The sequence below is a fragment of the Hymenobacter sp. GOD-10R genome, from assembly GCF_035609205.1.
Taxonomy (GTDB): domain Bacteria; phylum Bacteroidota; class Bacteroidia; order Cytophagales; family Hymenobacteraceae; genus Hymenobacter.
Genome location: NZ_CP141184.1, coordinates 3,517,803 through 3,540,407 on the forward strand (window position 1 = coordinate 3,517,803; position 22,605 = coordinate 3,540,407).

13 protein-coding genes are annotated in these 22,605 nt (G+C 56.5%); 9 read left to right on the forward strand and 4 right to left on the reverse strand.

What is annotated here, in order from left to right; translation table 11 throughout:
* Positions 1 to 285 precede the first annotated feature (285 nt).
* From SD425_RS14080 to SD425_RS14095, 4 genes are all read left to right on the forward strand, one after another.
* Positions 286 to 3,426, forward strand: coding sequence for a PAS domain S-box protein (locus SD425_RS14080; RefSeq protein WP_324670574.1), 3,141 nt, complete (start codon positions 286 to 288; stop codon positions 3,424 to 3,426).
* Positions 3,427 to 4,207: 781 nt separating this feature from the next.
* Positions 4,208 to 6,649, forward strand: a complete 2,442-nt coding sequence (locus SD425_RS14085) for a TonB-dependent receptor (protein ID WP_324670575.1) — start codon at positions 4,208 to 4,210, stop codon at positions 6,647 to 6,649.
* 76 nt (positions 6,650 to 6,725) lie between these two features.
* Positions 6,726 to 8,030 (forward strand): hypothetical protein, encoded by a 1,305-nt coding sequence (locus tag SD425_RS14090; protein ID WP_324670576.1) that lies wholly within the window; start codon positions 6,726 to 6,728, stop codon positions 8,028 to 8,030.
* A gap of 623 nt (positions 8,031 to 8,653) precedes the next feature.
* Positions 8,654 to 9,427 (forward strand): LytTR family DNA-binding domain-containing protein, encoded by a 774-nt coding sequence (locus SD425_RS14095; RefSeq protein WP_324670577.1) that lies wholly within the window; start codon positions 8,654 to 8,656, stop codon positions 9,425 to 9,427.
* 147 nt (positions 9,428 to 9,574) lie between these two features.
* On the opposite strand, the gene SD425_RS14100 is transcribed toward SD425_RS14095, so the two are convergent.
* From SD425_RS14100 to SD425_RS14110, 3 genes are all read right to left on the reverse strand, one after another.
* Positions 9,575 to 10,459 carry an NAD(P)-dependent oxidoreductase gene (locus tag SD425_RS14100; RefSeq protein ID WP_324670578.1) on the reverse strand — a complete coding sequence of 295 codons (885 nt, stop codon included), beginning with the start codon at positions 10,457 to 10,459 and terminating at the stop codon, positions 9,575 to 9,577.
* A gap of 144 nt (positions 10,460 to 10,603) precedes the next feature.
* Positions 10,604 to 12,028, reverse strand: coding sequence for a RagB/SusD family nutrient uptake outer membrane protein (locus SD425_RS14105; protein WP_324670579.1), 1,425 nt, complete (start codon positions 12,026 to 12,028; stop codon positions 10,604 to 10,606).
* Positions 12,029 to 12,043: 15 nt separating this feature from the next.
* Positions 12,044 to 15,262 (reverse strand): TonB-dependent receptor, encoded by a 3,219-nt coding sequence (locus SD425_RS14110; RefSeq protein WP_324670580.1) that lies wholly within the window; start codon positions 15,260 to 15,262, stop codon positions 12,044 to 12,046.
* A gap of 419 nt (positions 15,263 to 15,681) precedes the next feature.
* Here SD425_RS14110 and SD425_RS14115 point away from each other — a divergent pair, with 419 nt between their 5' ends.
* Positions 15,682 to 17,064, forward strand: coding sequence for an aspartyl protease family protein (locus SD425_RS14115; protein WP_324670581.1), 1,383 nt, complete (start codon positions 15,682 to 15,684; stop codon positions 17,062 to 17,064).
* A gap of 93 nt (positions 17,065 to 17,157) precedes the next feature.
* Here SD425_RS14115 and SD425_RS14120 read toward each other — a convergent pair whose 3' ends face one another.
* Complete coding sequence (locus SD425_RS14120) at positions 17,158 to 17,940, reverse strand: LexA family transcriptional regulator (protein WP_324670582.1); 783 nt, start codon at positions 17,938 to 17,940, stop codon at positions 17,158 to 17,160.
* A gap of 170 nt (positions 17,941 to 18,110) precedes the next feature.
* Here SD425_RS14120 and SD425_RS14125 point away from each other — a divergent pair, with 170 nt between their 5' ends.
* The 4 genes from SD425_RS14125 to SD425_RS14140 all read left to right on the forward strand — a co-directional run bounded on the left by SD425_RS14125 (position 18,111) and on the right by SD425_RS14140 (position 22,338).
* Positions 18,111 to 18,509 (forward strand): CesT family type III secretion system chaperone, encoded by a 399-nt coding sequence (locus SD425_RS14125; protein ID WP_324670584.1) that lies wholly within the window; start codon positions 18,111 to 18,113, stop codon positions 18,507 to 18,509.
* A 58-nt stretch (positions 18,510 to 18,567) separates the two neighbouring features.
* Entirely contained in the window at positions 18,568 to 19,272 is a 705-nt protein-coding gene (locus SD425_RS14130; protein ID WP_324670585.1) for a PspA/IM30 family protein, read from the forward strand.
* A gap of 78 nt (positions 19,273 to 19,350) precedes the next feature.
* Positions 19,351 to 20,010 (forward strand): hypothetical protein, encoded by a 660-nt coding sequence (locus SD425_RS14135; protein WP_324670586.1) that lies wholly within the window; start codon positions 19,351 to 19,353, stop codon positions 20,008 to 20,010.
* Positions 20,011 to 20,163: 153 nt separating this feature from the next.
* Positions 20,164 to 22,338, forward strand: a complete 2,175-nt coding sequence (locus SD425_RS14140; protein ID WP_324670587.1) for a flotillin family protein — start codon at positions 20,164 to 20,166, stop codon at positions 22,336 to 22,338.
* Positions 22,339 to 22,605: the final 267 nt, after the last annotated feature.

Here is a 22,605-nt window from a genome sequence, read left to right on the forward strand (position 1 = left end):
TAATCCTAAAGCTATCTGGCGTTACATTTGATTTCGTGTCATTCGAAACGTGTTATTACTTTTTCCTAGCCTAGCGCGGCATCAGTTCATACGCTGAGCTGAAGCTGACCCAAGTAGGTAGTGCTGCGCATGTTAGCATCCGATTTTAGCGCTGGCGCAGCCTATTAGCTTGAGGAAGTATACCGCTCTATTTGCCGGTGCTTTTTACTCGTTTTTTCGCCGAGTATCGACTTGGGTGAAAAAGGAATAACTCGTTGATCTATACATGCTTATCAGCCGCTCCCTATGTCTATGCTTCCCGCTGACGATGCTTGTATCGCGCAGCTAGCAGCCGAAAAATCCCGCCGTGTGCAAGCAGAGGCCGCCTTGGCCGCTGCTGAAGCTCGTGTTGTCGCTCTCGAACAGCAGCTAGCTATGACTGCGAGCACAGCGCAGCGCCGTCACCACCAATTAATTGCCTTCTCGCAACACCTAGGTACCGGCTTGGCCTTAGTAGATCAGGCGGGGCATATCGAGTTTGTCAACGAACCATTTCGGGAATTATTCGACTTAAAATCGGACTCTACCCGGGCAGACGCGTGCCCAATTTACCCCTCCCACCCCGCTTCCCTTGAGGGAGCTTTTCACGATCCTGCCACCTTCGTTGCCCAGGCCTGCGCTCGACATCAAGACGGCCAAACGGCCCTGTTAGGTCAGCTTCAGCTTGCCGATGGTCGCGTCGTAGAGCTCGACTATCTGATTTTGGAGCAGCACCAGGCCGGACGTCTGATTTGCTACCACGACGTGACGACGCGCCACCAGCAAGATGCGCAGCTGCGCACGCTGGCCTACATTCTTGAGCAGCATCCGAACCCAATTCTACGGCTGACTCCCGCTGGCGAGGTGCTCTACGCCAACCCTGCGGCAGCACCACTCGCCGAGACGCTCGGCGCTGCCGAGCCAGGAAATGTCCGGCACGAATTATTGCTGCTAGTTCAGCAGGCGCTGCACACCGGCAATTCGCATCAGCAGGAGCTAGCCCTTGCCGATCAGTACTACCTGGTTACGGTAATGGCCGTGCCCGGTGAGACCTACGCTACCCTCTACCTGACCGACATCACGGCGCGGCGCCAAGCGGAGCAGGAACTGGTGCGCCAGCGTACGTTCTACGAGATGGTGCTGGAACAGGTACCAGCTGGCGTCGCCGTGTTCGATCCTGATCATCGCTATTTATTTGTCAACCCGTTGCTAGAGCCCGATCCAGCGATACGGGCTTGGCTTATTGGCAAAGACAACTTTGAATCGTGCGCGTACCGGCACCGGCCACGGGAGATGGCCGAGCGGCGGCAAGAGTATTTTACCAGAACGGTGCAGGAGCGGAAAGAGGTGACCTGGGAAGAAACCCTTGTGCAGCCCCGGATAGGGTTGCGACACTTTATGCGCCGCTACCGGCCGGTTTTGGCGCCGGATGGCAACGTACTCGTTGTCGTGAGTTCGGGAATAGATATTACCGAACGTCATCAGGCAGAAATCCGGCTGGCGGAGCAACAGCTCTTCATGCAGCAACTGGTAGACACCATTCCGAGCATGTTGTGCGTGCTTACCTCAGCAGAGCATATTTCTTTTTCTAATGCCGCTTTTCAGAAATTCTGGAAGCAGGATAAGGAATCGATAGAAATGCGCAGGCAAACGAAGTCATTCGAACAATTTGTGACCTGGAATCGTCAAGTATTAGAGCAGCAATGTGTTGTTCAGGCTGAATTACCGATTGAGGTACCAGGTGGCGAGGTTCGGTACTTCCAAATGGATAAGCGACCCCTGCGGCAGCATGATGGATCGATAGCAGTACTCACGCTACACACAGATATTACGGAGATCAAGCGCCTGCGCGAGCAAACGGAGCGACGCGAAAAGCAGTACTACGACCTCGTTTACTACTCGCAAGCTCTGATCTGCACGCATGATTTGCAGGGCAAGATTTTGTCGGTGAACCCAGCCATTGAGCGGTTGCTGGGGGCTCCTGCCAGCCGCCTGATTGGCCACAACCTCCGCGACGCCTTACCACCCGAACACCGGGGCGACTTCGATGCCTACCTAGCCGGTGCTAGTCAGCCGCAACCAAGCGTGATGACGATTACGACCACCAAGGGTGAGAAGCGCTACTTGCACTACTATACCTACCAGGTTGCGGAGGCCGGCCAGGAGCCTTACGTTGTAGCTTCGGGCTACGATATTACGCCGGGCGTGCGAGCCGAGCGGGCGCTGCAACAAGCCAAGAAAGAAGCCGAGGAAAACGCCCGGGCAAAAGAATCATTCCTAGCCAGGATGAGCCATGAAATTCGGACTCCGCTCAACGGGGTGCTAGGGATGGCTGCGCTTTTAGCTAAAACGCCTTTGAGCCAGACCCAGCAAGAATATTTGACTACTATGGAGCAAGCCGGTCAGCACCTGCTGGCGCTGGTCAACGACGTATTAGACATGGCTAAAATTACCACCCAGCATTTGCAGCTCGAACAAGCGGCTTTCGACCCAAACGTGGTGTTGCAAGGCGTGCGGCAAACCCTAGCCAACCTAGCCGAGCATAAAGGGCTACGCCTGACGACGGAGTACCTACCCGCTGGTTCGCCCGCAGTGTTGGGCGATGCTTACCGCCTACGGCAGGTACTGCTCAACCTGGTCGGCAATGCTATTAAGTTTACGGAAGAAGGCTCCGTGCACCTAGGGGTAGCCGTTCAGCAAGAAACGCCAGAGGCACTTACGCTGCGCTTTTGGGTACAAGACACAGGCATCGGGATTTCCCAGGAGCAACAAGAATCGATTTTCGACGCCTTCACGCAGGCGAGCAGCGAGATCAGCCGGCGCTTCGGCGGAACAGGGCTAGGTCTCGCCATCAGTCAGCAGTTGGTTCAGCACATGGACGGTACCCTGGCGCTGTGCAGCGCGCCTGAGCAGGGCAGCACCTTTTCCTTCACCCTTACGTTGCCGCGGGCCGAAGCCCTTCCCGCAGCACCCAACCAGCTGCCCACCAATGAACCGGTGAACTATGAAGCGCTACGCGATTTGCACGTGCTGCTGGCGGAAGACAACATGGTAAACCAGTGGATTGCTATCGTAATGCTCGAACACTGGGGCGTATGCGTGGAGGCAGTTGGCACGGGCACTGATGCCTTAAACCGGCTCCAAAACAAGCGCTACGACGCGGCTATTCTCGACATTCAGATGCCGGGGCTGAGCGGCGTAGAGGTTGCCACCGCCATTCGGCAGCACCCATCCCCGGAGTACGCCACCATTCCGCTGATTGCCTTAACAGCTAACGCTTTCGAAGCCGACCTAGCGAAGTACCTGGTGGCCGGCATGAGTGCGTGCCTGACCAAACCCTTCGAAGAAGCTGCACTCTTACAACTGTTGGTTCAGCTCACAAAAGATCAACCCAGAATCAACAGCTAACGCAATGACCTAGGTCTTGTAGACAGTGATGCGGGAATCCGTTCCGCGCTACTATCTATAGCATCTAAGTCACTAGAAAATAGGTAATAAGACTACGCGACCTAGGTTACATGATCAACTTGTAGCCTAGGCCGCGTACGCTTAACTATCTGCAGCCGCAGATCGTGGCGAAGGCACTGCCGCAGCTTGGCGGGGTCATGCTCTGAACATGAGCAATGCATTTATGCAGCAAGGATTCCTTAAGGAATTGCCCCTTAACCAAAAGCTTCGCCCTTAGTCTCTCCGGCCAAGCTTCATTCATAAAGATGCAGCACTTTAGAAATTGTATTTGTTTTTGCGAATTGATGAAGCTTTTTCATGATATATCATTATTTTTAATTCAAGGACTTAGAATGCACATGACTGATCGTTATCAAATTCGATTTCTGAGCAAGTACATACTCTAGTTAGACTGAATACAAAATTCAGATACTATGCCAGCTGGTATATACGAATTCATTCGTATGTTTGCCACGAAGGATTTCGTAGCGAGTCAATTATTTCTACTCACTTGGTTCACTTCCCCGCAGAACAAGGGCAATAGCAACCTAACGACTCTTCTACAACCACTTAGTTTCTTATTACTCTCCTTCTTAATTACTCTCCTAACCGCATACACGAGCTAATCATAATGATATATCATCGTACCACCTAGTTTCTTGCTTGTCCTGACCCCGAACTACCTAGCTCTGTTGCTCCACTCTTCCTTTTTCCAACAACCGAATTTCAACCACTTATTCCCATGAAATGCACTGACTTAGCAGCGATTTCCACGCAGCGTGGCTTGCTCGTGCTCCTTTTGTTTAGCGCAGCACAGAGCGTGCAGGCGCAGGCCGATGTGCGGGGCTCCGTTCAAACCGACGCAGGCAAACCCCTTGATTACGCGACTCTCACCCTGCACCGTGCCAATGACTCGGCGGTAGTGAAAACCGAGTTTAGCGACGCCAAAGGCTTATTTCAATTTGAGCGCGCGGCGACTGGGCGTTACCTACTTTCAGCAGCGCAAGTAGGCTTTCGGCGGCAATGGTCGAAGCCGTTTGAAGTGACCAACACCCCGATCAACTTACCCGCCCTGACCCTCGCCAGCAGCACAGCTACGCAGCTGAAGGAAGTAACCGTGGTTGGACAAAAGCCCGTGTATGAGCGCCTCGCCGACCGAACGGTCGTGAACGTGGAAGGCTCGACGCTGGCTGCCGGCAACACCTCTTTGGATGTGCTGCGCCGCTCACCCGGCGTGACTATCGACAGCAATGACAACCTAGCTTTGCGGGGCAAACAAGGGTTGCTGGTGCTTATCGACGGCAAGCGCCAGCCCATGACCGGCACCGAGCTAGCTGATTACCTGCGCGCCCTGCCCGCCGAGCAACTCAAGAGCATTGAGCTGATTACCAACCCGCCGGCTAAATACGACGCTCAAGGTGGCGCGGGCATCATTGCCATTAACCTCAAAAAGGACCAGCGCGAAGGCACCAACGGCACGGCCAACCTGAGCTACGGACGCAGTCAGTACAACAAGTACACCGCCGGGTTGAGCCTGAACCATCGACAAAACAAGCTCAATCTGTTTAGCTCCTACACCTACTCCGACCGCCAAGGCATTGCCAAACTGACCATCCACCGCGACTTTTACAACCGAGTGGCGGGCGGTGAGCGGCAGCCCATCAGCATCACCGACCAGGATAACCGCTTGCCCACGCACAACATCTCGCACACCGGGCGGCTCGGGTTTGACTACAACCTATCGAAGCGCACGACCGTGGGCGCGGTGGTGAACGGGCAGACGGCGCACATCACGGCGGATGGCACCAATGTCTCGGTGTTGCAGGACCTACTGCGGGGCACAACGCAGGCCTATAACTCGACCAATTACCTCGACCGGCGCTTTCCGAATCTGTCGGGCAACGTCAACTTCCGCCACACGTTTGATGATTCGCTAGGCGCCCGCGAACTAACGGCCGACGCCGACTATGCTCGCTACCGTAGCACCCGCGAGCAGTTATTGCAAACTTTCAGCGCCACCCAGCCCACTACGACTACCAGCAGCGACCAGTTGGGCTGGCTCACCATTCAGTCGGCTAAGGTGGACTACATGCACCCGCTGAGCAAGGCGTTGCGCCTGGAAGCGGGTGCCAAAACCAGCTTGGTGACGGCCGACAATGACCTACAGTTTTTCACCGATGGGCAGCTCGACCTAGGTCGCTCCAACCGCTTCCGCTACGACGAGAACATCAACGCCGGCTACGTTAACGTGAACTACACCCAACCCAAGCTGACGCTGCAAGCAGGCCTGCGCGGCGAGCAAACCAACGCCGTGGGCAAGCAAGACCGCGAAGTGGAGTTCCAGGACTTTTCGCGTCACTACTTCCAGTTGTTCCCAAGCGCGGCTGTGAAGCGCACGTTTTCCGAGCAGCACGAAACTAGTCTTTCGCTCAGCCGCCGCATCGACCGGCCGTCGTACCGCCAGCTCAATCCGTTTCGCGAAATTATCGACAAAACGACCTTCGGCAGTGGCAACCCCACTTTGCGCCCCCAAACCAGCTACAACCTAGAGCTCACGCATACCTTCAAGCAGAAATACAGCCTAGGTCTGAGCTACAGCCTCACCAGCCAGCCACTTATCGGGGTGGTGCAGCCCGAAACCGACAGCACCGTAGTTTCCACCACCCGCAACTTGGCGCAGCAGCATTATTATGCCCTCACACTCACGGCGCCGGTGGAAGTGGCCAAGTGGTGGACGATCTACAACAACGCGGTGGTTTTTTACACCCGCTTCAAGGGCGACCTAGCTGGCACGAACCTCAACCGGGGCGGGGCGTCGTTCCAGCTCACCTCCAATCATACCTTCACCTTTGGCAAGGGCTGGAGCGCCGAGCTGAACGGCAACTATCAGTCGCGGGAGGTGTACGCCTTTTTAGTGCAACGGCCCTTGGGTGAGGTCAGCGCGGGCTTGCAGAAGAGCCTGTGGAACCGCAAAGCCAACCTGAAGCTAAACGTAACCGACATTTTCTTTACCCAACCTGCCCGCGCCACTTCCACCTACGACACCTACGTGGAGCGCTTCTACCAGCGCCGCGATTCGCGGGTGGCAACCCTGGCGTTTAGCTACCGTTTCGGCAACGAGAAGCTAGCCCCCACCAAACGGCGGCAGAGTGGCGCCGAAGACGAAAAGCGCCGCGCGGGCTAGGATAACTTCCTGCTTTATGGCGTAAAATTTCGTACTTTCTGTTATGAAAAGCCCTGCTCTCCTTCCGTCCTGCTTAGTGCCCTGCCTACTAGGCGGACTCGTGTTGCTGGCCGCGCCGCGCATGAGCCGAGGGCAATCGGCCGCTGACCAGCAAGTAGCCAAGCAAGCCTTTGCCGACCTAGAGGCTGCCAGTCAGCACGACGGCGGGAAGCTCTGGGGCACCCCACTGTATGGGCCGCTGCTGCTCGTAACAGCTGATTCGCGGCGGGTGCTGGCCAACGTTCCTGATTCGGCGGGCGTGCTGCACGAGGCAGAAGGCTTGTACGCAGGCGAGTTGCCGGCAGCAGTTAACGTGGCAAATACGGCCGTGCGCTGGGCCGGCCGGCGCTGGTCGATGGTGGCTTTGCCCTTACCTACTGACCGTTTTGAGCGGATCAACTTACTCGCGCACGAGTCGTTTCATCGCCTGCAACCGCAACTCCAACTTGCCCTAACGGAGGCCGATAACGCACACTTGGATGAGGCGCCCGGTCGCACGTACCTACAGCTAGAGCTAGTGGCTTTACGTCGCGCGCTATTGGCACCGTCGCGGCGGGCAACGACCGCGCACCTGCGAGCCGCGCTGGCTTTTCGGGCGTACCGGCGCAGCTTGTATCCGGCAGCCGCCGCGGCGGAGAATCAGCTTGAGCTCAACGAAGGGCTGGCCGAATATACCGGGCAGGTGCTCAGCGAACGACCCACTCCCGCCGCCGTGGCTCACCTGCGGCAAAGTCTGCTCTCTTTTCCCCAAAACCCGTCGTTTGTACGCTCGTTTGCCTATCAGACGGTTCCAGTCTATGGGTTCTTGCTACGCCGGCGCACACCCGACTGGAACCAAGGCATTACTGCGCAGACCGACCTGGCCGACTTATTTGCTACCGGCCTGCGCGTGACGATGCCGCGCAACCTAGCTTCGTGGACGGCTAGTGCGCTACCGCGCTACGGTGGCAAGGCCATTCTGGAGCAAGAAGCAGAGAGGGAGCAGCAACGCCAACAGCAGATCAGCGCTTACCGCCGCCGCTTTCTAGAAGAGCCCCACCTCCTTATTCCGCTCCGGCAAATGAACATGGCCTTCGACCCACGCACCGCGCAGCCGCTGGCGGAAGCGGGGACCGTATACCCGACCCTGCGTGTAACGGATTCCTGGGGCATACTAACCATAGAGGATGGCGCGTTACTAGGGCCAAAACAGGATCAGGTTATCGTCGGCTATCCGGCTACGGTGCAGGCTAGGTCCGTGACGGGTCCTGGCTATACGCTGCAGCTGAATGAGGGCTGGCAAGTAGTACGAGAGTCTAATTCGGAAAACTACGTGTTGCTACCAGTGCCCACGCAGCCGTGAACCCCCATTTTATCTAGGTTATTGGTTGATAGCAACTTTCATCACAAACTGCACCCGTTACGAACCTAGCTTCGCCTACCCTACTACCAGCCCTCAAGCTGACGAAAAATAAAATCAGCGCCTAGCTGTAACGTTTCGACTTTTGGGCGGTATCCACGATACCCTCGCCCTCCGAAGCCTACAAAGAAGGCTTTTTACGCTGGCCATTCTGGCCCAACTTATCTAGTTAATTAACCCTATTAGGGGCTGGATTAACTACCTACCCTGCTCTCGCTACCCGCTCTGCCCTCCCCAAAAAGACAACGCCAACCGTCCGTTTTTTATTTATACGAACAAATTCGTAATACTATGCAGCCTTTGGTAAATTTGCTGGTCTTTCAACTATACAGGCAACCACTCAGACTACCGAAGCATCTACTCAAGCAGCTGGCGCAGTAGCATTTTCGTTGCTGCTGCCTCCTACGCCTCACCCGAGGGATTAATGCGCAAGCACAGCTCGTGTGCGGTTTAAGCAGCAGTTCGGCGCTGTTGCTCGCTCCCCGAGGGGAGCCACCTTGCAGCAGGTGGAGCCGTGGCCGTATTCTCTTCCTTCCCTCCTTTTCGTTCTCTCAGCGCTTCACTGCATGAGTTACCAGGCTCTTATTGCCGATAGCGAGCTAGCTACGCGCCAAACCATTCGCCTCTACCTGGAGCAAGCTGCTGGCTTTCAGGTAGCCGCGGAGGCCTCCACGGGCACAGAGGCACTCATTGCCTTGCTGCACCACCGCCCCGATGTTGTGTTCCTGAACTTGCAGCTGCCCCGCCTCGATGGCTTCAGCGTGCTGCGAGAAATCTGGCCGCATTTCCAGCCGCACGTCGTGTTTCTTGCCGCGGCCGACCAGCCCATGCTGCTCGCCCTGGAAGAAAGTGGCGTGTCGTACCTGCCGAAACCGTTCACTGAGTTACAGTTCCACCAAACCTTCCGCCACGTGAAAACAAACCTAGCCCAACCCCAGCCTCAGGAGACCATCGACACGCTCATGCGTCTGCTGACGAGCGAAGAACCGCCTGCCAAACCTAGCTATTTGAAGCGCATGCTGGTGAAGGACAACCACAAGCTGTTCTTTATCAAGGCCGAGGATATATTGTATTTCGATGCCGATGGCAACTATATCACCCTGCACACACTCAAGCGGAATTATACGCTCTACGAGAGCCTCACGCAGCTAGAGCAGCGCCTGGACCCAGCCGATTTCACGCGGATCAACCGCTCCTACATCGTCAACCTGAACTACGTGGAGGAGCTAGAGTGCTATTTCAACGGCGAATACCTGGTGAAGCTCACCGGCGGCCACACCCTGAAGTGGACCCGCTTCTACCGCGACAACGTGAAGACCTTTCTAGCGAAGAATCGCTAACCATTCACTAGGGCCAGTAGCTATCAAAATCCTGACCTAGGTCACCTTGTACTTCCCCCAACCCACGGTCCTGGCAACGCGCTGATTCTTCCTAATGCGTTGCCAGGACCGTGGGTTGGGGAAGCGGATGATTGGGCCAACGGAAACCTAGCTTTCCGCCTGGGGAACGGTAGCCGCCGCTTCCTGGAGCAGGTATTCGGCCGTGTAGCGCGGTTGGTACCCAAGCACCCGCCGGGCTTTGTCGATGCTGTACACCCGGTCGATGCTCGTGGGCAAGTTCCAACCTTGGCGCGCATACACGTCAACTGCTTGCGGCAGGCGGCGCTGCACAACGGCGCCCGGGTCGCGGCGCAACTGGATCATATCCTCGGGTCGGAACGGGCTACCCGCCGAGATATTGAACGTGTCGAAGTCAGGGAAGTGATGTTCCAGCGCCAGTAGCAGACCTAGCGCTCCATCCCGCGCGTCGAGGCCGCGGTAGAGGCGATGGTTTAGGGCTAGGTTTGGGGGCTCGGGCAAGAATCGCGACACGCGCAGCACGGCCGTTTGCAAGCCTTCTTTCTCGCAAAAATCCTGGCACAGCGCCTCGGCGGCCTGCTTAGTGATGTCGTAAATATCCCGTGGCTGCGGTACCAGTTGCTCATCCACCCACACGGCCCGGTCGGGATTCACCATCGCCTGACCGTAAATAGACGTGGTGCTGGTGTAGAGCAGCTTCGGAATGCCGTGGGCCACGCACGCGTTGAGCAGGTGCAGCGTGCCTTCAATATTGGTGCGAATAAACTCCAGACGCGGCACCTGCAGGTCGTAGTGTTTGCCGTGCAACGCCGCCGTGTGAATGATAGCGCCGACCCCGCGGGCGAGTTCCTGCACGGCGTCAGCATCCCGGATATCAAGTACCGCATCCGTGGTCGGGGCCGGCACCAGGTCCACGCCGACCACGGTGTACCCTTTCGCGCGCAGCAGCAAAACCGTCTCACGGCCCAGTTGACCCGACGAGCCGGTAACGAGTACTGGATGAGTAGTGAACATAGGGCAAGAGAGCTTAATGGCGGGACCAAGTACCGCAACGGCCTTCTAATAAAAAAGCACCGCCCGAAGAGGCGGTGCTTTTTGAAAGAGCCCACAAGTCATCCTGGCCAGGACTTTTGCGGACCGTGCGCTCCAATCGCTAGGCTAATACCCAGGGTTCTGCGCCAGGTTAGGATTGTTTTGCAGATCTACCTGCGGGATGGGCAGCACCACGCGGTTGTCGCCGTACGGGATGGTTGGGGTGGTGCTGTGCGCGGGGATGGGCAGGCGGTTACGGAGCAGGTCGTAGTAGCGGTGGCCCTCAAAAGCTAGCTCCAGCCGCCGCTCCAGCAAGATGGCATTAATCAAGGCCGGTGCGTCGGCGAAGCTGCCGAGGGTATAAGCGGGCGTGCTAGCCCCTTTGGAGCGGTTGCGTACTTGGTTCAGCAGATCCACGGCATCCTGGGTGCGGCCGGTGGTTTTGGCTAGCGCCTCGGCGCGATTCAGCAGCACCTCGGGGTAGCGCACAATGGGCACCCAGTCGCCGGTGGTTTTGTATTTGCCCGTGTACGGAATGTTGCTGGAAACCGTCACCAGGTTCGTGCGGCGCTTGTCGTCGGCGGGAAACTGCGACGTGGGAATAGCCACGTAGGGCGAGATGGTGATGTCGCCGCGGCCGGTGGGGCTGTAGTGCTGGCCGATGGCGTTGTTGGTGTTGGGGTTGTCACTCGTGTTCATGGCCACCGAGAAGATGGACTCCGGCGTGTTGTAGGGCGGCAAAAAGGCGGTGGCCGGGTCCGGGTTCAGCGCGTACAACCCCGAACCGATAACTGCGCCAGCGAGCGTAGCAGCCTGCGCATAGTTGCCTTGGTACAAGTACACCCGCGACAACAAAGCTTGCGCCGCCCCCTTCGTAGCCCGGGCCACGTTGGTGAAATCGGGGTCGTCATATGAGCTAGGTAGACCGTTGACGGCATCCGTTAAGTCGCTGACGATTTGCGTATATACGTCGCGCACCGACGAGCGCGACAGCCGCTGCGAAGCGTCGTAGGCCGAGGCCGCATTGGGTGCCGTAAGCTGAATTGGGATACCTAGGTGCGAGGCGTCGGGAGTAAAGTTGTAGGGCTGGGCGAACAGGTTCACCAAGTGGAACATGGTCAGGGCGCGGATAAACTTGGCCTCGCCCCGATACTGCGCTCCTAGCTCCGGCGACACCAGCCCCGCATTCGGCTCGAAGTTTTGCAGGAAGAAGTTGGCCGCGTAGATCGTGCGGTAGCCGCCGGTCCAACCGTTGGTTATCTGGATGTCGTTAGCCAGGGCCGAGAAGCTCGCAATAGGATTGAAGTACGGCGAGGGGTCGGTGTCGTCGGAGCGCACATCACTGTAAATCAAGGCGCGGCCACCCAGGAACTCAGGGTTTTGCAGCGCATCGTACATGCCTAGGGCAGCTTTCTCGATGCGGTCGGGCGTGCTGAAGGTTTCTTCGGGCGTGAGGCTGGCGGGTGGTTCCTGGTTGAGCACGTCGCAGCCCAGCGTCAGGAGCAGCACGAAGGCGGCCGCGCCCTTCCATATAAAAGCTAGGGTTTTCATCGTCGTCATGGCGGGCTAGAGGCTGAGGTTAAGACCAACGGTGTAGCTGCGGGCTTGCGGCACGGCGCGGTTATCGACCCCAAAGGCGATGTTGCCGTTGGTGCCCTGGGTCGTGTTGTTGCGGTTGGAGTTCACCTCCGGGTCGGTGCCGTTGTAGCCGGTTAGCACAAACACGTTCTGCACCAGCGCATACACGCGCACGTTGCCGAGCTTGAAGCGTTCCAACACCGGCTTGGGCAGATTGTACCCTAGGCTGAGCTGCCGTAGGCGCAGGAAGTCGCCCTTCTCCAGCCAGCGTGTCGAGGCCTGCGTGGATACGTTGTCCTGGAGCACCAGCTTTTGCACGTTGGTCTGGTCGCCGGGCTTCTGCCACCGGTCCAGAATTTCGGTGAGGTTGTTATTATAATAGGTGGTCAGCAAGCCGGCGCGGGTAGCATTGTAGAGCATGTTGCCGCCGCTGTATTGCAGGAAAATACCTAGCTCCAAGCCTTTGTAAGAAAGCGTGTTGTCGAAGCCGCCGTACCAGGTTGGGTAGCCGCTCTTGCTGGTGTACTTGTAGTCGGAGGTGCTGATGGGCGTGGTGGCCGTGCCTTCGGCCGTCAGCCATTGCCGGGCCACAGCGTCGTACTGCTTCACGTTGCCAGCCGCATCCAGGAACTGCGCGTTGCCGTTGTCGGGGTTCACGCCGGCCCAGCGCGGTAGAAAGAACACGCCTAGCTGCCGACCTACGCTAGCGCGCTGGTTGCTCGCTACGACGTCGTTGGGGTTGGCGGCCTGTCCTTCGGGCACTGGCAAGTTGGTAGCAAGTGTGGTAATGCGGTTTTTTATGGCCGTGAAGTTGAGCGCCGACGTCCAGCGGAAACCGGTGCTGCTCTGCACGTTGGTGGTATTCAGCGTCGCTTCCAGGCCGCGGTTGTACATCGAACCGATGTTCTTGGTCACCACCGTGCGCACGTAGTCCACGGAGTTCGGAATGCCCGTGGTGCGCAGGGCGGGCGCATCCAAAATCAGGTCGGTAATGTTGTTACTGAAGTAATCGAGGGTTAGGCCAACGCGGTTGGACAGCACCGAGGCATCCAGTCCAATGTCCAGCTTCTTTGACTTCTCCCAAGCTAGGTCGGGGTTGCCCACCTGCGTGATGCTCAAGCCGTTGATATCGGCATATTGCCCCGCTCCTATCTGCGTGCGAGCGGCGTAGGGCAGCAAGCCGTTGGAGTTGCCCACCACGCCATAGCTGGCGCGCAGCTTCAGGTCATTAATAACGGTGAACTCCTTGAGAAAGTCTTCCTCCGAGAGGCGCCATCCCACCGAGCCGCCGGGAAAGTAGCCGCGCCGGTTGTTCTCGCCAAAACGCGAGTCCGCATCGGCGCGGAAGCTGGCGGAGGCGTAGTACTTGCTGCCGAAGGAGTAGTTGACGCGAGCTAGGTAGGAATCAAAGCCTTGGGTATAGCGCGAGCCGTCGGGTTGCAGCGGCTCGGTGAACAAGCCCGACAGAATCTCCCGAAACTTAGGATCGGCGAAGTTGGCCGCGTAGGACCCGATCTGCCGCTGCTTTTCCAGCTGGTATTCCACCCCCACGGTCAGGTCGAGGTTGTGGTCGGCGCCGAAAGTATGCGTGTAGTTGGCGAAGTTGGCCCAGTTCCAGAGGTTCTGCCGCAGGTCGTTGTCTTGTACCAACCCCGAGCCGAGCACCCGACCTAGGCCCGACAGGCGCGGGTCGCTGTACTGGTCTTCGAAGTTTTGTAGGTAGTCGATGCCAAAGCGCGTCGTGATCTTCAGGCCCGTAACCGGTTCCACGGTGGCGTAGCCGTTAGCCAGCAGGCGCTGCGAGGTGTTATCGTTGCGCTGGTAAGCCAGCACGGCGCTGGGGTGGTTCACCGCGTTCAGGCGGAAAGTGCGGTAGAACGGGTACGCGGTGCCGTCAATCGTAAACACGTCGCCCCCTAGGTTGCCGAACGAATCGAGGAAGTAATTGCCGCTGGCATCGCGCACCGGAAAAATGGGCGAGGCATTATAGCCCGACACCGTTGCGCCGGCTAGGTACCCATCGGTCAGCACGCCGTTGTTCAACGTTTGCGAGTAGCTGGTGCTGATGCCGGCTTTCAGCCATTTTACCGGCTGCAAATCTAGATTCAGACGCACTGAGCCCCGCCGCAAGCGGTTGGCTACCAGCACGCCTTTCTGGTCAGTCCAGTCGCCGGAGCCGTAGTAGCTCGCTTTGTCAGTACCGCCCGACATCGATACTTGGTAGTTCTGTGAGAAGCCGCGGCGAAACAACTCGTCGAGCCAGTCGGTGCGGTCCGGCTGGCCGTCGCCATTCAAATCCACATCGCGGGCAATAACGGAGTTGGGCGTGCCCGGCCCGAAGCGGTTCAGCGCCTTCTCGTTCTGAATCAGGATAAACTGGTCGCCGTTCAGCAACTTGGGTCGGCGCACGGTTTCGTTCATGCCCACGTAGGAGTTGAGCGAAATGTGGTTCTGGCCCGACTTGCCGCGCTTGGTGGTCACGATAATCACGCCGTTAGCCGCCCGCGAACCGTAAATGGCGGCCGCCGACGCATCCTTGAGCACGTCCACCGACTCAATGTCGTTGGGGTTGATGTCGGCTAGGGTGTTGTAGCGCGTACCGTTGCCGGAGTTGAACTGGTTGGCGTTTTCCAGGGAGTTGGTCGGCACGCCATCCACCACAATCAGCGGCTGGGAGCTGTTGCTGATAGAGTTAGCTCCCCGAATCCGGATAGAGACGCCCTCCGCTAGGGTCCCGCTGGCGTTGGTGATCTGCACGCCTGCAGCCCGGCCTGTGAGGGCCTGGTCGAAGCTCTGCACGGGCTGGTTCAGCAGCTTTTCCTCCGATATCTTAGCCGCTGAGCCCGTGATATCCTTCACATCCTGGGAGCCGCCGTAGCCCGTTACCACCACTTCTTTCAGCTGCTGGGCGTCGGTAGCGAGCAGCACGTTGATTTGATTGGCTGCCCCGATTACCCGCTCTTGATTCACGTAGCCAATGGAGCTAAAAGCGAGGGTGCCGTTCCCCTCGGGCACGGTGAGGCTGTAGCGCCCGTCGGCGTCGGTCGAAACGCCGTTGGTAGTTCCTTTCAACAGCACCGTTACCCCCGGCAGCCCTTGTCCCGACTGACTGTCGGTGACGCGGCCCGTGATGGTTCGGCTTTGCGCCAGTACTTGATGCACCACACTGAAGATGAGCAAGAAGCTCATAAGTAGGCTTGTTTTCATGTAGCAATAGGCAGAGTGAAGGATAGCAGTAGCCCGCCGTTCAAAACTTGACGGTCGGGCAAGGAAGGCACTTGCCTTCCAGGAAGCACGCCTTATTGTACAAGCTGCCTATGCGGTTATCCAGAGTGTTTTTTTTCTGATGTAGAACCCCAACTAGCTGAACAGTAGCACCTAGCTTGTTGGCTTTGGCTCAACGCGCAGCCGCCTCGTTTTGGCCGCCGAAGCAGCCTGCTTCTGGGGCTCTCAGCCCTCACTCACTTTCGGCCAGCAAACGGGCATTTCACACGAAGAATCTGTCACTTCACACAATAGCCATTGAAGCCGGCGCCCGCAGATGATTGTATAGCGGCAGATTTCGGTCGTACGGCGCTGCGTAGGCGTCGGCGGCACCGATTTAAGACGCTACAAATCTAGGTGCTATGAAGACGAACGGACACGGGCCACGCCGCTTTGCGGTGGCGCAGCACAGACTACTGACCTTCTTTCACGTGCTGCTTGGGCGCGGCAATGCGTTTCGGTATCGAGCTACTCGGCTACTGTGGCTGTGCCTGCTGCTGAGCGGGACCGGATATGCGGCAGACCCAGATCGGCCCGGGGAACCAGGGGGCACCGCCAACTACTCCCAGCGCATGCCTTTTCGCTTCAAGCGGGCCAAGTTGCAGCGGGTGACCATCTCGTATGAGCTTCAGAGCGACTTGATTGTGATTTCGGCCAAGCTCAATGGCCTAGGTCCGTTCAACTTTCTGCTCGATACGGGGGCTGCTTCCTCGCTCATCACCGACCCGCAGGTAAGCACGCTGCTGGGCCTGAGCCCCGATTCGAAGGCGTACAGTCTGGCTGGCGTGGGGCAGCAGGCGCCCATTACGGCTTACCGTACGAAGCCGGTGCGCGTTGATATTGCGGGCATTGAAGCGCCCGCCTTCTCCTTCATTGCCGTCACCGAGAACGTGCTGGACCTAGCGGGCCTGATGGGCACGCCGGTGCACGGCATTCTTGGCTACGACCTGTTCCGTAGCTTCGTCGTGACCATTCAGCCCCGCGTCGGACGCATTACCTTCTCGGACCCCACGCTGCAAGCACCACTCAAAGGCGAAGGCTGGACGAGCGTACCCATTCTCATAGAAGATTCCAAGCCTTACCTGAAGACGACCATCAAGATGGCCGATTCGGCAGAATTGCCGGTCAAACTGGTGCTCGATACGGGGGCGGGCCATGCTTTATCGCTGGAAACTTCCTCCGACCCGCGCCTGCACCTGCCAGCAAACCGGCTGCGCACTGATCTGGGCCGCAGTCTGAGCGGCACCATCACGGGTTACCTAGGCCGCGTGCCGGCGCTTCAGCTCGGCAGCTACCAGATTCACTCCTTGCTCACGTCGTTTCCCGATTCGAGCAACCTAAGCCACCGCATTCAGATACCGCGCAATGGCACCCTAGGTTTTGATGCGCTACGACGGTTCAACATCGTCATCGATTACCCGCATAATCAGCTCTTACTTCGCCCGAATAGCGCGCACGATCATGCGTTTGAGTATGATATGAGCGGCGCCCAGCTGCTCGCTACCGGCCCAGAATACCGGCAGTTTCTCATCACGAACATCGCGCCTAACTCCGCAGCCGCAGCCGCGGGTCTGAAGCCGAATGATGAGCTGCTTTCAATCGGTGTCAAGCCCGCCGATGGATACTCCTTGGCGCAGATCAACCATCTTTTCCAATCCGGCGATGGCCGGGCTATTACCCTAATCGTGCGCCGATCCGATGGGGAGATTTTCAGAACCTCGCTGCGCTTGAAGCGCCGCATTTGAGGCATACCAGCACTTCAATAGTATGGCAAAAAGAGCCCGAAAAGCAGCTAGCTTCTCGGGCTCTTTTGTCGTTGATCATAGAGAAAAACCCTATCAACCTAGCCGGGTCAACAGCTCTTCTATTTGTCGCTCAAGACGAGTAACTCTTTCTTCGATAGTAGATGGCGGCCGCAGGTGGGTAGTGAAATTAGATTTTACCTCCCAGATTTCGAGAGCCTGCTCCAAGGCAAACTCCTCGCTGCCGTAATCGGGATTATCGGCTCGGAGTTTCAGCACATTGTCGGGAAGGCGCTGGGCGAGGCGGCGCACCAACAAGCCCCGCTGCGTTACGAAGGCATATACGCGGTGCACCCGTAAGCTAGGTGCTGTCATATCCACGCTCTGGCAGAGCACTACATCTTGATGACGCAAGCCTTGCTGCTGGTGCTGCATTTCGGCGCCCACAATCTCGAATGCGCGCGTACCTGGTCCAAGTTGGTGCGGGAACGTCAGCATCGGCAACGAATTGAGAAAGGCGGAGTCATGGTGTTGCACCACATATTCCATGCGCCGGTCGGCAGGCACGAAGGGCGTAGAAGCTAGCGTCGGTGCTGACTGCACGGGTGCTACCGTTGGTACTTCAACGGGTGCTTCAGGCTGCTTGAAGATGTCAAAGTGGTAGAGCTCATTTACAGTAAGCTCTTTTGTTAATAGCAAATCAACTGATAAGCCAAAATGATGAGCAATCTGAATCAGTGTTTCCATTTTGGGCTCTGATCGGCCCTCTTCGTACGCTCCTACGCTAGGCCTAGCCAAACCAAAAAGCTCTGCGAAAGCTGCCTGACTAAGCTTTTTCACAGTTCTTATCTTGCGAATGTTCTTACCAACGTACGACATTGATTGAATTATTTCTCGCTCAAGCTTTGAGCATATATAGATTTTACTTACTCTTGTGTAGCAAATCTACAGCATTATAAACATATCGTTTTTGCAAACGGCTATTTTTTTGAGCAGGTAGCTACGATCTACTTTTTGGCTATTCTCGCGTTGTTTTTCGCTTCTATAGCATGACCAATTCTTACTTTGTAACAATTCAGAGTTACCTACTCGAACTAGATTTTGATATCCGTCGCGTCGACGCAGCCAATAATTTACTTGTGGTGAGCAAACCGGAGCTAGGTATTGACCACCTGGTGCTGGGGTGCGGCGACCCGCTTCTTATCATGGAGCAGTACCTACTCGACCTGCCAGAGCCGAGTTGCGAGGTGTACCAGCGCCTGCTTCAGAAAAACCGCGACATTATCCACGGGGCTTTCGTGCTGGACGAAACAGGCCGTAAGGTCATCTTCCGCGACACCCTCCAGCTAGAGCACCTCGACCGCCCCGAGCTTGAAGCAGTATTCAACTCTCTGGCTCTCTTACTCAGCGAGTTTAGCGATGAGCTCATTCAGTTTTCCAAAGGTTAAACTCGTCATTCCCACCCTAGCTCGGGGCAGCGGCTTGGCGCTAATTTCACAACCTGCTATGAACCTTTTCAACCGCCTGTTTAAGATTGGGCAAGCCGAAGCGCATTCTGCTATCAATCAGTTCGAAGACCCCATCAAGATGACGGAGCAAAGCCTCCGCGACCTGCGTCAAGATCTTGACAAAGCCTTGCACGCGTTGGCCGAAGTGAAAGCCCTAGCCATCCGAGCGCGGAACCAAGCCGACACGGAGCATACCCGCGCCCTCGACTACGAAAACAAAGCTGTATTACTGCTTCAGAAAGCTCAGCGTCAAGAAATTATGAGTTCTGAAGCCGACCGGCTCGCCAGTGAAGCCCTGCTGAAGAAAGCCCAGCACGAAGCTCAGCGTGCGCGCGCCACCGCGGAGCAGCAGCAGTTTGAAGCTACCGCCCAGCAGCTTGACCAAAACGTGCAGCAACTCAAGCAAACTATTAGTCAGTGGGAAAACGAGCTTAAAACGCTGAAAGCCCGTGTGATGGTGAGCACTGCCACTAAAACTATTAACCAGCAGCTAGCTCAAATCGACTCCTCAGGCACAGTGGCACTGCTTGAACGTATGAAGGAAAAAGTTGCTACCGAAGAAGCCTTGGCTGAATCCTATGGCCAAATCGCTCAAGAAAGCCGCAGCGTCGATCAGGAGATTGACAAGGCTCTAGGCCTAGGCAGCACAGGCCAAGCCAGTGACGAGCTGAAAGCTCTTAAGGCGAAGCTAGGTCTGGAGTAGCCTGATTCTCTGCAAAATATCAAAAACATTACTCAGGCACTTTGCCCCTTTTTTCTTTTAGCTGGTCGCCCTTACCGCATGACTGAACTTTTACGCGCGGCCGTTTTACCCCCCAACCTATTTCCTACCGGGCTGCTAGTTTTCATTCTTCTATACTGGTTGACGGTGATTATAGGCTTGCTTGACTTCAAAAGCCTCGACCTCGATACCAGCCATGACTTCGACGGTCCGCACCACGAGCACGCTATACCTAGCGCGGCGGGTATGAGCGTGTCGTGGCTGAACCATGTGCTCGGTTTCTTCAACCTAGGTCGCGTGCCACTGATGGTTTTTCTCAGCTTTGTGGCCCTACCGCTGTGGGTGGGCAGCATCCTGCTGAACTATTTTCTCGGCAATGCGGCGCTACTGCCGGGGCTATTGTTGCTAGTGCCTCTTCTAGCTGGCAGCCTGCTAGTTGCCAAGGTACTGACCACACCTTTCGTGCGCTTGTTCAGCGCTTTGGAAAAGAACCATGACACAGGTGCGCAGCCGCTGGGCAAAGTGTGTACCGTGTTGCTGCCTACTACGCGCGAACGGCTGGGGCAAGCTAGCGTGAAGCTGCTCAGTGGCGCCCCGCTTGTGCTAAATGTGCGCGCTGTGTCGGCCGCGTCGGAACTGCATAAAGGTGATTCCGCACTGGTTATCGATTACGATGCCGAGCGACGCTGCTACTTGATCGAGCCTTACGAAGTGGTTTAGCGGGTTATGCCAACCCGCGCTAAGCCAGCCTCGGCCCGAAACTTGCCCTTCCCGCCTTCCTACTTTAGCTCTTAACCAGTCGTTTTTTATTTACGCTACAACCTTCCTAGCGCGTCAATTCAACATTTGATTCTACTCCTACTTCATCCTTCCATGTTAGAACAACTATCGCTGGCGGTGATTATCATCCTCGCCGTCCTTCTATTAGGTTTTATCGCCATTGTGGCGCGTATGTATCAAAAAGCCGTGCAGGGCGAAGCCCTGGTGCGCACTGGCATGGGCGATACTAAAGTGTCGTTCAGCGGCATCTTTGTGGTGCCGGTGCTGCACAAGCTTGAGGTAATGGATATTAAGCTCAAAACCATCGTCATTGCGCGAGCTGGTTCTGAGGGGCTGGTTTGCAAAGACAACATGCGCGCCGACGTGAAGGTTAATTTCTTTGTGCGCGTCAACAAAACTCACGACGACGTATTAAACGTGGCCCAAAGCATCGGGGCACACCGCGCCTCTGACCCCGCAGCCCTCGAAAACCTTTTCGATGCCAAGTTTTCGGAAGCCCTCAAAACCGTCGGAAAGCACTTCGATTTCATCGAGTTATACAACTCCCGCGAGCAGTTCAAGCAGGAAATTCTGCGCATCATCGGCACTGACCTGAACGGCTACGTGCTCGACGACTGCGCCATCGACTACCTGGAGCAAACGCCCCTTACCTCCCTTAACCAAGACAACATTCTGGACGCCGAGGGCATTAAGAAAATTATTGCTCTAACCTCGGAGCAGAAGATTCAGGCCAACTCGATTCAGCGTGAGCAGCAGAAAACGATCAAGAAGCAAGACGTTGAAGCGCAGGAAACCATCCTACAGCTTGAAAAGCAGCTGATTGAAAACCAGGAGAAGCAGAAGCGCGAAATTGCTAACATTAGGGCCCGTGAGCTAGCCGAAGCCGAAAAGGTGCAGCAGGAAGAACGCCTCAAATCGGAAAAAGCTCGCATTGCAACCGAAGAGGAAGTGCGCATTGCCGAGCAAAACCGCGACCGGCAGGTGCTCGTAGCTGAGCGCAACAAGCAGCGCACCGACGCCGTGGAAACGGAGCGCGTGGCGCAGGCCAAAGCCTTAGAGGCTAATGAGCGGGAGCGAATTGTGGCCCTGGCGCAGATCGAGAAAGAAAAAGCGTTGGAGGAGGAGAAAAAGAACATCCAGACGATTATTCGAGAGCGAATCACGGTAGAGAAAGCCACCGTGGTCGAAGAAGAAAAGATCAAAGACACGCGTGCCCAAGCCCAGGCCGACCGCGAAAAGCTAGTGGCTGTTACAGCTGCCAAGCAACAAGCCGAAGCTGCCACGGTGAGCCTAGTAGGCAACGCTGACATGGAAAAGCAAGCCGCCGAGTTCCGCGCCAAGCAAGCCCTAATTGATGCTGAAGCCGAAAAAGCCGCGTCAGAGTTCAAAGCCCAGGCCATTCGCACCCTCGCCGAAGCCGAAGCTAGCAAAGCCGCCGCCGTGGGCCTTGCCGAAGCACAGGTGATGCAGGCCAAAGCTACCGCCCGTCAGAAGGAAGGTGAAACGCAAGCCAACGTGCTTCAGCTTACTGCTTCTGCTGAAGCTCAAGCTATTCAGGCCAAAGCTGGTGCCCAAGCCGAAGCCGACGAGAAGCTAGGTCTAGTAGCCGCGAAAGTAAACCGCGAAAAAGGCCTCGCTGACGCCGATATCATCCAGGCTCGCGCTGATGCCGAACAGAAGAAAGGCTTGGCCGAAGCTGCCGTATCGGAGCAGAAGTTTGCTGTGGAAGCCAAAGGCATCGAAGCCAAAGCCGACGCCATGAAAAAGCTCGATGGCGTGGGCAAAGACCACGAAGAATTCAAGCTGCGCCTCGACAAAGAGAAATCGGTGGAGCTGGCACAGATCAGTATTCAGAAAGACATTGCCGCTTCGCAAGCCGATGTTATTGGCGAAGCTCTGAAAACTGCCAAAATTGACATTGTGGGTGGCGAAACCATGTTCTTCGACCAGATTATTGGCTCCATCACCAAAGGCAAAATGGTGGACCGCACCGTGCACAATTCTGAGGTGCTAGGTACCGTGAAAGATGCCTTCTTCCCGCTCGACGGCAATGGTGGCGGCGACTTCAAAACCAATCTACGCCGCTTCGTAGATCAATTTGGTCTCAGCAGTGAAGAAGTCAAAAACCTTAGCGTTTCGGCCCTGCTGATCAAAATGATGAACAAGGCCAGCGATGATACTACCCGCGCTACGATTACGCAGCTGGCCGGCACGGCCACGGCCCTAGGCATTAGTGACAAGCCGGCGAAGATGCTGGAGCTGAAGTAAGGTGCCTCACCCCTAGCCCCTCTCCGAAAAAGGAGAGGGGAACTAGCATCTAGCTTTTTTAAGCTAGACCTAGCACAACTTTGTGTCTACCTCTGCAAGCTACAACTAGAGCCCCTCTCCGAAAGAGGAGAGGGGTTGGGGTGAGGCGAGTATGGGAGAGAACATCTGCCCAGATTTAAAGCCTGGGCCTCCCTACCCTTCCTCATTTGAAGAGGGAAACAAGTATCTAATTCTGGCAAAAGGCCCATGCAAGCACCTGATTCTAAT

Bases quoted from the DNA above. Each gene is read 5' to 3' on its own strand.
- SD425_RS14130 (WP_324670585.1), top strand. From the start codon at position 18,568: ATGAACCTTTTCAACCGCCTGTTTAAGATTGGGCAAGCCGAAGCGCAT.
- SD425_RS14115 (WP_324670581.1), top strand. From the start codon at position 15,682: ATGAAGACGAACGGACACGGGCCACGCCGCTTTGCGGTGGCGCAGCAC.
- SD425_RS14125 (WP_324670584.1), top strand. From the start codon at position 18,111: ATGACCAATTCTTACTTTGTAACAATTCAGAGTTACCTACTCGAACTA.
- SD425_RS14140 (WP_324670587.1), top strand. From the start codon at position 20,164: ATGTTAGAACAACTATCGCTGGCGGTGATTATCATCCTCGCCGTCCTT.
- SD425_RS14105 (WP_324670579.1), bottom strand. From the start codon at position 12,028: ATGAAAACCCTAGCTTTTATATGGAAGGGCGCGGCCGCCTTCGTGCTG.
- SD425_RS14080 (WP_324670574.1), top strand. From the start codon at position 286: ATGTCTATGCTTCCCGCTGACGATGCTTGTATCGCGCAGCTAGCAGCC.
- SD425_RS14135 (WP_324670586.1), top strand. From the start codon at position 19,351: ATGACTGAACTTTTACGCGCGGCCGTTTTACCCCCCAACCTATTTCCT.
- SD425_RS14095 (WP_324670577.1), top strand. From the start codon at position 8,654: ATGAGTTACCAGGCTCTTATTGCCGATAGCGAGCTAGCTACGCGCCAA.
- SD425_RS14085 (WP_324670575.1), top strand. From the start codon at position 4,208: ATGAAATGCACTGACTTAGCAGCGATTTCCACGCAGCGTGGCTTGCTC.
- SD425_RS14120 (WP_324670582.1), bottom strand. From the start codon at position 17,940: ATGTCGTACGTTGGTAAGAACATTCGCAAGATAAGAACTGTGAAAAAG.
- SD425_RS14100 (WP_324670578.1), bottom strand. From the start codon at position 10,459: ATGTTCACTACTCATCCAGTACTCGTTACCGGCTCGTCGGGTCAACTG.
- SD425_RS14110 (WP_324670580.1), bottom strand. From the start codon at position 15,262: ATGAAAACAAGCCTACTTATGAGCTTCTTGCTCATCTTCAGTGTGGTG.